Origin of the sequence: Xanthomonas sp. AM6 (assembly GCF_025665335.1) — a bacterium.
In the GTDB taxonomy this organism is placed as follows: Bacteria; Pseudomonadota; Gammaproteobacteria; order Xanthomonadales; family Xanthomonadaceae; genus Xanthomonas_A.
This window is the reverse complement of record NZ_CP106869.1, coordinates 4,463,020-4,476,594: the sequence shown is the minus strand read 5'-3', so window position 1 is coordinate 4,476,594 and position 13,575 is coordinate 4,463,020. Positions and strand designations below refer to the sequence as shown.

The 13,575-nt window shown below is 72.1% G+C and carries 8 protein-coding genes; 4 read left to right on the top strand and 4 right to left on the bottom strand.

Annotated features, from left to right (window positions below; all coding sequences use genetic code 11):
• Positions 1-155: 155 nt before the first annotated feature.
• Positions 156-1,235 carry a pirin family protein gene (locus OCJ37_RS19150; RefSeq protein ID WP_263111275.1) on the bottom strand — a complete coding sequence of 360 codons (1,080 nt, stop codon included), beginning with the start codon at positions 1,233-1,235 and terminating at the stop codon, positions 156-158.
• A gap of 563 nt (positions 1,236-1,798) precedes the next feature.
• Here OCJ37_RS19150 and OCJ37_RS19145 point away from each other — a divergent pair.
• Together OCJ37_RS19145 and OCJ37_RS19140 are read left to right on the top strand one after the other, a co-directional pair.
• Entirely contained in the window at positions 1,799-2,830 is a 1,032-nt protein-coding gene (locus tag OCJ37_RS19145) for an NAD(P)H-quinone oxidoreductase (protein ID WP_263111274.1), read from the top strand.
• Positions 2,831-3,231: 401 nt separating this feature from the next.
• Positions 3,232-5,616: a DUF3772 domain-containing protein gene (locus OCJ37_RS19140; RefSeq protein ID WP_317633238.1), complete on the top strand. Its 2,385-nt coding sequence runs from the start codon at positions 3,232-3,234 to the stop codon at positions 5,614-5,616.
• 276 nt (positions 5,617-5,892) lie between these two features.
• Here the strand turns inward: OCJ37_RS19140 and OCJ37_RS19135 are convergent, their stop codons facing one another.
• Positions 5,893-7,584 carry an ABC1 kinase family protein gene (locus tag OCJ37_RS19135; RefSeq protein WP_263111272.1) on the bottom strand — a complete coding sequence of 564 codons (1,692 nt, stop codon included), beginning with the start codon at positions 7,582-7,584 and terminating at the stop codon, positions 5,893-5,895.
• Between the two features lie 241 nt (positions 7,585-7,825).
• Here OCJ37_RS19135 and OCJ37_RS19130 point away from each other — a divergent pair, with 241 nt between their 5' ends.
• Positions 7,826-8,989: an XAC2610-related protein gene (locus tag OCJ37_RS19130; protein ID WP_263111271.1), complete on the top strand. Its 1,164-nt coding sequence runs from the start codon at positions 7,826-7,828 to the stop codon at positions 8,987-8,989.
• A 114-nt stretch (positions 8,990-9,103) separates the two neighbouring features.
• On the opposite strand, the gene OCJ37_RS19125 is transcribed toward OCJ37_RS19130, so the two are convergent.
• Positions 9,104-10,732 (bottom strand): dihydroxyacetone kinase subunit DhaK, encoded by a 1,629-nt coding sequence (locus OCJ37_RS19125; protein ID WP_263111270.1) that lies wholly within the window; start codon positions 10,730-10,732, stop codon positions 9,104-9,106.
• Between the two features lie 147 nt (positions 10,733-10,879).
• Here OCJ37_RS19125 and OCJ37_RS19120 point away from each other — a divergent pair, with 147 nt between their 5' ends.
• The gene (locus tag OCJ37_RS19120; RefSeq protein WP_263111269.1) at positions 10,880-11,776 is read left to right on the top strand and encodes a DUF808 domain-containing protein; all 897 of its coding nucleotides are present in this window, start codon (positions 10,880-10,882) and stop codon (positions 11,774-11,776) included.
• 98 nt (positions 11,777-11,874) lie between these two features.
• Here the strand turns inward: OCJ37_RS19120 and OCJ37_RS19115 are convergent, their stop codons facing one another.
• Positions 11,875-13,473, bottom strand: a complete 1,599-nt coding sequence (locus OCJ37_RS19115; protein WP_263111268.1) for a GGDEF domain-containing protein — start codon at positions 13,471-13,473, stop codon at positions 11,875-11,877.
• Between the last annotated feature and the right edge of the window lie 102 nt (positions 13,474-13,575).

Here is a 13,575-nt window from a genome sequence, read left to right as displayed (position 1 = left end):
CGCTCGTAGCCCTCGTCCGGCCCTGCGGGCCACCTTCCCCCAAAACGGGACCATGGTCCCGATGGGAGAAGGGGACAGCCGCTAGCCCCTTCCTCTAGGGAGAGGGGTTGGTTGCGATGTGCGGTTTTCCGCGGCCATTCGCCATGGAACAACCGCTAACCGCTCGCGGTGCCCGCGGCCGTCGCGAGCGGCGCCGGCCGCTCCTCGCGCCCGTCCGGATGCCGCGCGAAGCGGCTCGGGTCGCTCCCGTGCACCGGCGCCTCGTCCTTCCACGGCCAGCCGCCGAACTGGGTGCGGCGGTAGTCGGCCATGGCCTGTGCGATCTCGGCCTGGGTGTTCATCACGAAGGGGCCATGTTGCGCCACCGGTTCGGCGATCGGCCGGCCCTGCAGCACCAGGAACTCGCTTGCGGCCGCGTCGCCGTTGACCAGTTCGACCGCCTGGTCGGCGCGCAACTCGATGGCGGCGTGGTGCGGCACCCCGCGTCCACCTACGCTCACCGATGCGCCCTTGAAGAAGTACAGGCTGCGGCGCGTACCGCGGCCTTGCGCGGCGGGCAGCGTCCAGCGCGCGCCGGGCGCCATGCGGATGGTCCAGATGGCGACGTCGGCGTCGTCCTGCGCGGCCCACGAATCCGGCGGCGGCGCAAGCGGGCCGCCGGCGCTGCCGGGCGCGGCGTCGACGGGGCCGATGCGGCCGGCCACGCAGGCCACGTCGGTGGTACGGCCGGCGGCGTCGGTGGCGGTGAAGCGCGGCAGGTCCTGCGCCCAGAACATGGTGAAGTGCGGTGCCGCCAGCTTGCTGCGCGCCGGCAGGTTGAGCCAGATCTGGAACAGTTCCAGCGGGTTGGGCGCCTGGGTGTCGAGCAGCGGGAACATTTCCGAATGGACGATGCCCGCACCGGCCGTCACCCATTGCACGTCGCCGGCGCCGAAGCGCGCGGCCGCGCCGAGCGAGTCGGCATGGTCGATGAGACCCTGGCGCACGATGGTCACGGTCTCGAAGCCGCGGTGCGGGTGGCCGGGAAAGCCGGGGATGTCGCGGCCGTGATACATGCTCCAGCCGTCCTTGCGGCTGAAGTCCTGCCCGATGTCGCGGCCCTGCAGCGATGCCGCCGGCCCCATCGCGCCGTTGCCGGCGGGGTAGGCGTCGTCGTGATGGACGCAGAACAGGAACGGGTCGATCGTTTCCCATGGAAAGCCGAGCGGCTTGATCTGGACGACGGGGTCGGTCATGAGGAGGTCCTTCGCGGGCGCCGGCTGGATGGGCGCGGCAATTCCTTGAATATGGAGCGGGAGCGGCGAAATGGAAGGCCGGTCGCGGGGACATCCTGTCCCGCACGTGGAACGTTGGATGTGGCGCCGCGCTCGCGCTGCAGGCGCTGCGCAACGACCGCTTCGATGGCGAGGGCCGGGCGGACAGCGCTGTCTCTGCCGGGTCGCCACGTCCGCCTGCGCTGCCGTTGCCGATCGCGGTGCCGCGCGGGAGGTGCAGCCGCGGTCCCGGGCTGACGCCGTGACCGGGCCAGGCGGTAGCGCCAAGCGGCAGGCTCCCTCCAAGCCGGCTACGCAACTGTGGGAGCGACTTCAGTCGCGACGGGCTCTCCCGGTAACGCCCGTCGCGACTGAAGTCGCTCCCACACTGTTTCACGGCATCCTCCATTTCCCGGGTGGGCCGTGCCGGCTCTGGAAGAACGCTGCGCGCGCCGTCACGGATCGCAACGCGGCGAAGGCCGATCATCGCGCTTCCCCCGCGTTTCGCGCCCGCGTGGCGCCGCGCCTTTGCCCAGGTTCCCGCCATGTCCCCGACCTCCGCCGCTTCGCTCCCCGATTCGATGACCGCGATCGAGATCCGCCAGCCCGGCGATCCCGAGGTGCTGGTGCCGGTACGCCTGCCGCTGCCGCACCCGGGCCGCGGCGAATTGCTGGTGCGGGTGGCCGCGGCCGGGGTCAATCGTCCCGACGTGATGCAGCGCCGCGGCAGCTACCCGCCGCCGCCCGGCGCCTCGCCGCTGCCGGGGCTGGAGTTCGCCGGCGAGGTGGTGGCGCTGGGCGAGGGCGTGGAGCGCTATCGGCGTGGCGATGCGGTGTGCGCGCTGGTCGCCGGCGGCGGCTATGCCGAGTACGCGGTGGTGCACGAGCGCAACGCGCTGCCGGTACCGTCGCCGCTGAGCCTGGCCGAGGCCGCGGCCCTGCCGGAGACCTTCTTCACCGTGTGGGCCAACGTGTTCCAGCGCGGCCGCCTGCAGGCCGGCGAGACCATGCTGGTGCACGGCGGCACCTCCGGCATCGGCAGCGTCGCCACGCTGCTGGGCAAGGCCTTCGGGGCGCGGGTGATCAGCACGGTCGGCTCGGCCGACAAGCGCGCGGCCAGCCTGGCGCTGGGCGCGGAGGCGGCGATCCTGTACCGGGAGGAGGACTTCGTTGCCGAAACCCTGCGCCTGACTGGCAGCCGCGGCGCCGACGTGATCGTGGACCTGCTCGGCGGCGACTACCTGCCGCGCAACTACCAGGCCGCGGCGCTGGACGGGCGCATCGTGCAGATCGGCATCCAGCAGGGCAAGGTCCGCGAACTGGACCTGATGCCGCTGCTGGCCAAGCGCCTGACCCACACCGGCTCGACCCTGCGCGCGCGCTCGGTGATGGAGAAGGCGGCGATCGCGCGCGAACTGGAGCAGCAGGTGTGGCCGCTGCTGGAACAGGGTCGGATCAAGCCGCAGCTGGACCGCTGCTTCGCGCTGGCCGAGGCGGCGCAGGCGCATGCGCGGATGGAGTCCAGCGCGCACATCGGCAAGATCGTGCTGCTGACGGAGGCGGGCGCGGCGCGGTGAGCGCGGGGCCGTGAGTGCCTGTCGCGGCTGAAGCCGCTCCTACAGGGGGCACACCCGTCTGTCCTTCGCTCTTGCGCTGGTCGAGGCGGTGCGGGGGACATGGGGATGGAAGCCAGTGCGCATATCGGCAAGACCGTACTGCGGACGCCGGCGGGCGCGACGCAGTGAACGGGGCGCTGTGAGTGCCTGTCGCGGCTGAAGCCGCTCCTACAGGGGGTACACCGCGCGGCTGTCCTTGTAGGAGCGGCTTCAGCCGCGACAGAACGCCCACCGCGCCATCCCCGTGCCCGCCCGGCGCTGGCTCTGTTCAAGCCCCACCCCGTATATTGCGCCGCACGCGCGGTGGTCCGCGCCTGACTGCCGGTCCCCGCGTGCGCTTTCCGTTCCGTTCCGCCCTGCCGATGCCGTTGCTGCGCTGCGCGCTGCTGGCGCTGTTGCTGTGCCTGAGCGCGGCCGCGGCCGCGCAGCCGCAGGACGCGCCGCAGGCGCCGGACCCGCAGGCCTTGCTGGAAGGCGCCGAGCAGACGCTGCAGGAGGCGCGGCGCGGCATGGACGCGGCCGCCGACCAGGAAACGTTGCGCAAGCTGATCGGCCAGGTCGCCGACGCGCAGCGCGATGCCGATGCCGCGGTCGCGGCGCTGACCCCGCAACTGGCCCAGGTCGATGCGCGCCTGCAGCAGCTCGGCGAGCCCGCCGCGGGCGAGGCCAGCGACATCGCCGCGCAGCGCAAGGACCTGGCCAAGCAGCGCGCGCCGCTGGATTCGGGGATCAAGCGCGGCAAGCTGCTGGCGGTGGAGGCCAAGCAGCTCGGCGAGCAGATCGAGGGCGTGCAGGCCGAGCACTTCAGCCAGGAGCTGTCGCTGCGCTCGGCCTCGCCGCTGTCGCCGGCGCTGTGGCGGCAGATCGCCAGCGATTTCCCCGACGACCGCGAACGCCTGCTCGGCCTGTACCGGCTCGGTGCGCAGTCGCTGGACGCGGCGATCGCCAAGAACGGCGCCAGGGGCCTGGGCATCGGCGTGGCCATCGCGTTCGTGCTGCTGTTCCCGCTGCGCTACCTGCTGCGCTGGCTGGGCAAGCGCTATGCGGTGTCGCGCGCGCCGGGCAGCCGCCTGCGCCGCTCCGGGCTGGCGCTGTGGTTCCTGCTGCTGGGCACGCTGACCCCGGGCCTGGCCGCGCTGGTGCTGGCCGAGAGCCTGCGCAGCATCGGCGCGGTGCCGGCGAAGCTGGAGATCGTGGTGCACGGCTTCCTGGTGTACAGCTTCGCCGCCGCGTTCATGGGCTCGCTGGGCGCCAGCGTGCTGCTGCCGAACCAGCCGTCGTGGCGGCTGTTCCCGATCGACGACGCCACCGCGCGGCGCCTGCGCAAGTTCACCTGGGCCACCGCGACGCTAGCCTGGCTCAGCAGCATGCTGCTGGTGATCAACCGGGCCAGCCTCACCAGCGAGTCGGCCACGTTCGCCGCCGAGGGCATCATCGCGCTGGTGTACGCGGTGCTGATCCTGGCGATCCTGACCAGCCTGTCGCGGCTGCGCCGGCGCCAGTACGCCGAGGCCGCGGCGCAGGCGCTGGCCAACGCGCAGCCGCCGCCGCCGGGACAGCACGGCGGCGCGCTGGCGCTGGTCGGGGTGCTGGTGCGGGTGGCGGTGGTGGTGGCGCTGCTGGCTTCGCTGCTGGGCTATCTGTACCTGGGCCTGTTCATCACCCGGCAGATCATCTGGATCACCATGATCGTCGGCGCGATCCGCCTGCTGATGACCTTCGCCGACGATTTCGCGCTGTGGCTGTTCGCCAGCGAAGGCCGCATCGGCCGCGCCGCCAGCGGCGCGTTCGGCGTGCGCGCCAGCCGCCTGGAGCAGGCGGGGGTGCTGACCTCGGCCGTGCTGCGCGTGGTCCTGCTGCTGATCGGCCTGGGCGCGCTGCTGATGCCGTTCGGGACCAACGTGTCGACCCTGACCGACTGGTTCTCGGTGCTGACCCAGGGCATTCCGATCGGCAAGGGCCACCTGTACCTCGGCGACGTCGTGCGCGCGGTGCTGGTGCTGGGCCTGGGCCTGCTGGCGATGCAGTACATCCACGGCTGGCTGACCCAGACCTACCTGCCGAAGACCGAATTGGACGACGGCTCGCGCAATTCGGTCAGCACCGTGGCGCGCTACGCCGGCATCCTGTTCGCGGCGCTGTGCGCGCTGGCGGCGTCGGGCATCGAGGTGGCGCAGATCGCGCTGGTGGTCAGTGCGCTGTCGGTGGGCATCGGCTTCGGCCTGCAGTCGATCATCCAGAACTTCGTGTCCGGATTGATCCTGCTGGCCGAGCGCCCGGTCAAGGTCGGCGACTGGGTCAAGATCGGCGACCAGGAGGGCGACGTGCGCAAGATCAGCGTGCGTTCCACCGAGATCCAGATCGGCGACCGCTCCACGCTGATCGTGCCCAACTCCGAACTGATCACCAAACCCCTGCGCAACATGACCCTGGCCGGGCCGTTGGGCCGGGTGCAGATCCAGTTCGCGGTGTCGCTGGGCACCGACGTGGTCAAGCTGCGCGCGCTGCTGCTGGAGCTCTACGCCGCGCATCCGGGCGTGCTGGAAGACCCGGCGCCGTCGGTGTTCATCGACTCCATCGCCAGCGGCCACGTCACCCTCAACAGCTTCGCCTACGTCGGCAACCCGCGGCTCAGCTACGGCATCCGCAGCGACCTGTTCTTCAGCCTGCTGCAGCGCCTGGCCGAAGAGGGCATCGCGCTGGAAACGCCGCAGGAGGTCAAGCTGCTGCGCGATCCGCGGGGGTAGGTGGGGCCGGGATTCGGGATTGGGGATTGGGGATTCGCAGGTGCGCAGCTTTTGCTTTCTGTAGGAGGGGCTTTAGCCCCGACGCCTTACCGGTAAGGCGTCGGGGCTAAAGCCCCTCCTACACAAAGCGCTGCGCAGTGATCGCAGAAAGGCCGCTTTTCCGGCACTTTCTTCATCACATCGCTTGACGGCGATTTGCCCCGAGACATCATCCCGAATCCCGAATCCCGAATCCCGAATCCCGAATCCCGAATCCCGAATCCCGAATCCCGGCTCCTAGCGCCGCCCGCGCTCCTCGCGGGCATGCGCACGCCGGTCGAACAGCACCGCGCTGACCACGATGCCCAGGCCCAGCGCCACGCCGAGCAGGAACAGCACCATCGCGATCGTCGGGTAGCCGAACAGCTTGCTGCCGGTGTCGATGCGCATCATCTGCGCCGAGGCCAGGATCAGCGCGGCGGTGACCACGCCGGCGGCCACGCGGTTGGCGATCTTCTGCAGGCTCTCCATCAGCCGCGATTCCTCCAGCCCGGCCACGCGCACCTGCAGGCGGTTGTCGGCGGCCAGCGACAGGATGTCCGACAGCTTGCGCGGGCCTTCGCGCAGCAGCGCCTGCATCTCCATCGCCTCGCTGGCCAGGTTCGCCGCCGACAGCGATTTCTTCAGCCGCGCGCGCATCACGTGCTGCAGCTGGTCCTCGACCACGCTGCGCGTGTCCAGGTTCGGCGACAGCGCGCGGCACACCGCCTCCAGGTTCAGCAGGGTCTTGCCGAGCAGGCTCAGCTCCGGCGGCGTGCGCAGCCCGTAGGCGGTGGCGATGCGCACCAGGTCCAGCACCACGCGGCCTTCGGAGGTGGCGTCGTGCGCGGCGTAGCGGGCGATCATCTGCCCGGTCTCGCGCTGGTAGTGGTCCTCGTCGAAATCCTCCAGGCGCGTGCTCAGCGCGATGGTCTCCTCGGCCACCTCCTCGCCGCGGCCGTCGACCGCGGCGAACAGCAGCTTGAGCAGGCGCTCGCGCAGCTTCGGCGGCACGTGCGCGACCATGCCCAGGTCGAAGATCGCCAGGCGCCCGTCGCTCAGCACGCGCAGGTTGCCCGGGTGCGGATCGGCATGGATCTCGCCGTGCACGAACATCTGGTCCAGGTAGCCGCGCACCAGCGCCGCGGCCAGGTCGTCCATCGGCTGCTCGGTGCGGCGCAGCCCGGAGATCTTGTCCACGCGCACGCCTTCGGCCAGTTGCATGGTCAGCACCTTGCGGCTGCTCAGGTCCCAGATCGGCTGCGGCACCCACAGCTGCGGGAACGGCTTGAGGTGCTCGCCGAAGCGCGCCAGGTTCTCCGCCTCGGCCTCGTAGTTCAGTTCGGCCAGCAGCGCTTTGCCGAACTCGGCCAGCCAGTCGACGAAGCGGATGCGCCGGCCCAGCCCGGTCAGCTTGTCGGCGGCGCTGGCGAAGCTCCTGAGCACTTCCAGGTCCGAGCGCACCTGCGCGGCGACCTCGGGCTTTTGCACCTTGATCGCCACCGGCGTGCCGTCGCGCAGCGCGGCGCGGTGCACCTGCGCCAGCGAGGCGGTGCCCAGCGGCGTGTCGTCGAATTCGGAAAAGGCCTTGTTCACCGCCACGCCGAGTTCGGCCTCGACGATTTCGCGGATGCGCTCCACCGGGATCGGCGCGGTGTTCTCCTGCATGCGCTCCAGCGCGGTGGCGAATTCCGGCGGCACCACGTCCGGGCGCGTGGACAGCATCTGCCCGAGCTTGACGAAGGTCGGGCCCAGCGCCTCCAGGTCGGTGACGAACTGCTCGGGCGTGCCTTCCGGCGGCAACGCGTGCTCGCCGTCGGCGGCCTCCACGTCCATGCCGGAGAACACCCCCGAGCTGCGGTAGCGCAGCAGCAGGCGCAGGATCTGGGTGCGGCGGCTGAGGCCGCCGATTACGTGCGAGGTGTCCGCAGCGTCAGGCGTCGCGCTCATGGTGGCTCCGGGCAGGGCAAAGGGCGGAGGCCAGTGTGGCGACGGCCGGGTCGTCGCGCGGTGAACCCGTTGCCCGCGCCGCGCGCGTGGACCTGGCATGGCGGCGAGTGCGCCGCCGAGGCGCCGCGCCGCGCGCGCCTTGCCCCGACGCCGCGGGCGGGTTGCGGCAAGCGGCCCCTGTTCCGGCGCCGCGTCCGGCCTTACCCTTGGCGCCCCGCCGCCACCCTCCAGGACCGCCGCCATGCCATCCGTTGTTCCGAGCGTCGTTCCTCGCGTGCGCGTAGCGGCCTGGCGCCATCGCCTGGCCCTGTTCGGCGCGCTGCTGCTGTCGGCGTCGGCCTCGGCCGCGCCGCAGCGCTATGCCAGCGACGGCTTCGACGCCCAGGCCTTCGCCGCCAGCGCGCGGCGCAGCTACGAGGTGCAGGATTTTTCCGAGCGCTTCCGGGCGACGCTGGAGGTCGAGGACAGCGGCGAGGTGTTCCGCCCCGGCGTCGTGCGCGTATTCGCGCGCGGCAGCGCCACGCCGCTGATCGAGGTGGCCTCGCCCGAGCTGGTGCTGGACACCGATGCCAAGGGCGGCAAGGCCAAGGCCAACGTGCACCAGCTGCCGTACGGCGAGCAGAGCGTGCTGATCTACGACGATTTCAACTTCGACGGGATCAAGGACCTGGCGCTGATGGACGGGCAGAACAGTTGCTACCACGGCCCTTCGTACCAGGTGTACGTGGGCACCGCCGACGGGTTCGCGCCGAGCCCGGCATTCACCGAGCTGGCGCAGAGCAATTGCGGCCTGTTCCAGGTGGACGCGCAGGCGCGCGAACTGCACACCATGACCAAGAGCGGCTGCTGCTGGCACCAGTTCGCCGTGTACACGGTGCGCGGCGGCGAGCCGTTGCTGGAGCGCGAAGTGGTCGAGGACGCCACCGGCGCCGCATCGGGGCTGGCGCAGGAGACGCGCTACCGCGACCAGGGCGGCAAGCGCGTGGGGCAGAGCCGCTACCTGTGGGACGAGGACGGCGGCACCGCACTGGGCGCGCGCACGATCCTGCTCGAATTCCGCCTCGCGCCCGCCGGCAAGCGCATCGTGGTGTTCGCCAACCAGGGCGACGGCGTCGCCGGCACGCCGTACTACGCGGCGATCGGCGCGCAGCAGCGGGTGGACCTGCTGTATCCGGACAGCGCGGGCGAAGGCTTCGACTACGACGCCGAGCGGCACGTGCTCGGCTTCGGCCGTGGCGACACGACCTACCGCATCGTCGGCGATGCGCGGGGCGTGCCGCAGCGCATGGAGGTCGTCGTGCGCGGCAAGACCCAGCCGCTGGCGCTGCAGCCCGGTTCGGTGCGCGGCTCGTTGCAGGCGGTGGCGCAGGCGCTGCGGGCCGCGCAGGCAGCTGCGGCGGAGTAGGGCCGGCGCCGCGCATCGATGTTCCCTGTAGGAGCGGCTTCAGCCGCGACAGGGTCTTACCGGAGAGTGCCTGTCGCGGCTGAAGCCGCTCCTACAAGGGCAAGAGCAAGACGGCTACCGGCCCCATGCCGCGAATGCGCGTGCCACCGCCTCGGCGCCGGGGTCGACCACGCCGCGCAGCGCGTCCGCCGGCACCGCAGCCGAGCGGCCGGCGCGGGCCTGGGTCAGCTGGGCGGTGGCGTCGGCGCCGCTGCGGGCCGCGCGCGCCGCGTCGTCAAGGCCGCCGCCGCGCGCCAGCGCGTCCAGCGCCGGCAGCAGCGCGTCGAGCATGGTGCGGTCGCCCGGCTGCGCGCCGCCGTAGTGCTGCATGCGCGCCACGCCCGCCTGCAGCGCCGGCACCCAGCCGCGCCCGGCCTCCAGGTCGGTGGCCGCGGTGGTGAACAGGATCGACAGCAGCACGCCGCTGGAGCCGCCCATGCTGCGCTCGATCGTCGCCGCCAGGCCGTGCGCCAGTGCGGCGGCCTCGCCCGTCGCCAGCGCGTCGTCATCCAGCGCCTGCTGCAACGCGCGGGCGCCGGCGGCGAAGGTGCTGCCGGCATCGCCGTCGCCGGTCTGCGCATCGAGCGCGTCCAGCTCCGCCTGCGCGCCGATCAGCGCCTGCGCGACCCGGGCCAGCGCCGCGCCGCGTTGCGCGTCGCGGGCACCCTGCCGGTGCGCCTCGCTGCGCAGCAACGCCGGGGCGAAACGGGCAGGCGCATGCGGCACGCGCACGCCGGGCCAGCCCAGGGTCTGCACCGGCGCCTGCAGCGCGGCGAGCACGTCGGCATCGGCCGGGGCCAGGGTGACCGAGAAGCCGTGCATGTCCATCGAGGTCATCAGCGCCGCCGGCACGGTCATCAGCGCGATCCGCGCCACGCCGATGCGCTGCAGCGCCAGCCGGGTCAGCACGCCCAGTTCCTGGGTGGAGCAGCCGCCCAGGTCGTTGAGCATCAGCACCAGCGGCGCGTCGGCGCCGTACCGCGCGTCGGCCTGCGCCAGCAGCGGGTCCAGCACCAGCGCCAGCGCCTCCTCGACCGAGCCCGGCTGCACCTTGCGCGTGCCCGGTTCGTTGTGGATGCCCAGGCCCAGCTCCGGCGCGCGGCGGCCGGCGTGCTGGCCCGGCACGGTGCAGCTGGACAGCGCCATGCCCAGCGACAGCAGGCGGTCGGCGAAGGCCTGGCCGCGCTGCGCCAGCTCGGCCAGCGGCAGCCCTGCGCGGGCCAGGTGGCCGACGTACTTGTGCACCAGCACGGTGCCGGCGATGCCGCGCGGCTGGGCGGCGTCGGGCAGGGCGATGTCGTCGGCGACCAGCACGCTGGCCACGTCGATGCCCTCGGCGCGGGCGCGCTCGGCGGCCAGGCCGAAGTTGAGCCGGTCGCCGGTGTAGTTCTTGATCACCAGCAGCACCCCGGGCGCGTCGGCGCAGGCGCGGATCGCGGCCAGCACCGCTTCCACGCCCGGCGAGGCGAACAGGTCGCCGGCGATGGCGCCGCTGAGCATGCCGGGGCCGACGAAGCCGGCGTGCGCCGGCTCGTGCCCGGCGCCGCCGCCGGACAGCACGGCGACCTGCGCGGGATCGCGCTCGGCCTGCAGCACGATGCGCGCGCCGCTGGCCGGGTCCGAGCGCAGCAGCGGCTGCAGCGCGGCGACGGCGTCGAGCACGTCGTCGACGATCGCGCGCGGGGCGGTGAGGAACTGGTCCATGGGTCTCCTTCGCAGAACGGCGGGGTCTGCCGCGCACGGTAACCGAGCCGGCGTTATGCGCGGCTGAGGCCGGGGCGCGGCGCCGCTCACGCACCGGGCGCGGGGAATCGGCGAGAATCCCCCTTCACCTCCGAACGGAATCCCCGCATGGCCGGCGCCAGCCTGTTCACCCTGCTCGACGATATCGCCACGCTGCTGGACGACGTGTCCATCCTGACCAAGGTGGCGGCGAAGAAGACCGCCGGTGTGCTCGGCGACGACCTGGCGCTGAACGCGCAGCAGGTCACCGGGGTCAACGCCGACCGCGAGCTGCCGGTGGTGTGGGCGGTGGCCAAGGGCTCGCTGCTCAACAAGGCGATCCTGGTGCCGGCGGCGCTGGCGATCAGCGTGTGGCTGCCGTGGGCGATCACGCCGCTGATGATGATCGGCGGCGCGTTCCTGTGCTTCGAGGGCGTGGAGAAGCTGGCGCACCGCTTCCTGCATTCCAAGGAAGAGGACGCGCAGCACCACGCGCAGCAGCTGCAGGCGCTGGCCGATGAGAAGGTGGACGTGGTCGCGCTGGAGAAGGACAAGATCAAGGGCGCGATCCGCACCGATTTCATCCTCTCGGCGGAGATCATCGTGCTGTCGCTGGGCGTGGTCGCCGGCGTGCCGTTCGTGCAGCAGGTGTCGGTGCTGGTGGCGATCGCGCTGGCGATGACGGTCGGCGTGTACGGCCTGGTCGCCGGCATCGTCAAGCTCGACGACCTGGGCCTGTACCTGACCCGCAAGGGCGCCGCCGCCGCGGCGATCGGCCGCGGCATCCTGTGGCTGGCGCCGTGGCTGATGCGCGCGCTGTCGATCGCCGGCACCGCGGCGATGTTCCTGGTCGGCGGCGGCATCCTGGTCCACAGCATCGGCCCGCTGCACCACGCCATCGAGGGCCTCGCGCCTCAGGGCGCCTGGGGCAGCGTGATCCTCAACCTGGGCAATGCGCTGGTCGGCATCGTGGCCGGCGCGGTGGTGCTGGGGGCGGTGTTGCTGTTCAAGAAGATCCGGGATTAGGGATTCGGGGGTGGGGATTCGCAAGAACGCAGCGCGCCTGCGCGCCTGCCAATCCCGACTCTCCAATCCCCAATCCCGCGCCGGCGCATGCGCCGGCACTAATCCGCCGACACCACCCGGTTCTTGCCCGCCTTCTTGGCCTCGTACAGCGCGCGGTCGGCGCGCCTGACCACCACGTCCTGGGTCTCGCCGGCGCGGCGCATCGCCACGCCGGCGCTGAAGCTGACGAACACGCGCTGGTCCTCGTGCACCACCGCGCGCTGGGCCAGCGCGCGCTGCACCCGGGTCACCGCCGCGGCCGCTTCGAAGATGGTGCAGTCGGGCATCAGCAGCAGGAATTCCTCGCCGCCGAAGCGGGCGATCGCGTCGCTGCCGCGCAGCGTGGTGCGCGCCACCTCGACCACGTGGCGCAGCGCGGCGTCGCCGCCGGGATGGCCATAGGTCTCGTTGAGCTTGCGGAAGTCGTCCAGGTCCAGCATCGCCACGCACAGCGGCTGCTCGCCGCGTTCGGTGCGCACCAGCTCGCGCGCGAACAGTTCGTCCAGGCCGCGGCGGTTGAGCGCGCCGGTGAGCTGGTCGACCCGCACCAGCCCGCTGACGTCCTGCAGTTCCTGCTCCAGGCGCAGGATGCGCTGCTCGGCCGCTTCCACTTCCTGGCGCGCGGCGATCAGGTGGTCGCGCGCGCGCAGCGCCTGCTGCTGCACGTGGCCGGTGTCCTGCAGCACTTCCTGCAGCAGGCGGTTGAGGTCGCCGATGCTGCGCGCGTCGCGGATGGTCTGCGAATAGTCGGCGATGCGGTCGTGGAACTCGCTCGTGCTGATCGCCATGCCGTCCAGGTTCTCGACGAAGGACACCATCATGTCCTTCATCGCTTCCTTGGATTCGGCGATGCCCTGTTTCAGCAGGCCCTGCTTGTAGGTCACCTCGCGCAGGCTGCCGCGCGCTTCCTCGATCGAATAGCGGTCCAGCGGGCCGCTGATCAGGTCGCGCACCACCGCGATCTGGCCCTGCAGCCAGCTGGTGTCGTCGAGCAGTTCGCCGATGTTCTCCAGCAGCAGGTCGAACAGGCCCAGCAGCAGGGTCTGCTGCTCCTGGCTGTCGCTGGCGCGCAGCGCGACCTGGTGGCACAGCTCGCGCACGCGCTGCGCCAGCGGTTCCAGCGGCTGGCCCGGCCGCCACTGCCGCAACGCCTCGCCGGTGGCCTCCGATTCGGTGGCCAGCTCGGGCAGGCTGTGCAGCAGCGAGGCCAGCGCGCCGGCCACCGCCTGGCGCAGCAGGTCGCGCAGGCGCTCGGTGTCGCTGGGCCCGGCCAGCGGATCGTCGACGTCGATGGTGCGGATGTACTTGTCGATCAACTGGCGCAGCGCGCGGCCATAGCTGGGCCAGTCGCCGGCGGCGGCCGCCGACTGCAGGCGCCGGCCCATGTCGCCCAGCTCCCCGTGCAGGCCGGCCATGCCCTCGGCGAAGGCGCCGAGCAGGTCCAGCGGCTCGTGGGCGTGGTTGAACAGGCGGATCAGCGCCGCCGTGGCCGCGGCCGGATCGGCGGGCGCGCCCGGCGCCGCGGGCGCGGCGCCCTGCGCGTGCGCATGGCCATGCCCGCGCGGCGCCAGCGCCGAGGCGGCCGCCGGCTCGCGGCGACGCGGCGACAACAGCTTGCGCAGCCCGCCGGCAGATGGCTCGTCGCGTTTATCCGGCATGCGCACGCTTCCTTTCCAGTGAATGCGCCGCCCTGCCGCGAACGCGGCCACCGGGGTGACGCCCAGGAACAGGATATCGGCGCCGGCGGCGCGTGCTTGAGC